The following is a 332-nucleotide window of genomic DNA, read 5'->3' as shown; positions in this document are numbered from 1 at the left end:
GTCATACTTCGGAATGTGTCCACCACCTCGGACTTCGAGCGGACGCTTCGCGGGGCGTCGCTGCGGGTGACGGCTGCGCGGGTGGCTGTACTGAGCGTGGTGCATCGCCATCCGCATGCTGATACCGATTCGATCCTCGGCCTGGTGCGCGAGATGCTCGGTTCGGTGTCGCATCAGGCCGTCTATGACGTGTTGCGTGCGTTGACGGCTGCGGGTCTGTTGCGTCGTATCCAGCCGATGGGGTTGGTGGCGCGTTACGAGACGCGGGTGGGTGACAACCATCATCACCTCGTGTGCCGGTCGTGCGGTGCGATCGCCGATGTGGAGTGCGC

1 protein-coding gene is annotated in these 332 nt (G+C 64.5%); it reads left to right on the top strand.

The annotated features are described in order from the left end of the window. Positions 1-15: 15 nt before the first annotated feature. A partial coding sequence (locus tag GV790_RS29410; RefSeq protein ID WP_163818072.1) for a Fur family transcriptional regulator occupies positions 16-332 on the top strand: 317 nt, incomplete at its 3' end.

Source organism: Nocardia cyriacigeorgica (assembly GCF_010858045.1).
GTDB classification, from domain to species: Bacteria; Actinomycetota; Actinomycetes; order Mycobacteriales; family Mycobacteriaceae; genus Nocardia; species Nocardia cyriacigeorgica_E.
Note: the sequence above shows the minus strand (reverse complement) of the source record. Positions and strands in the feature narration are given on the sequence as shown.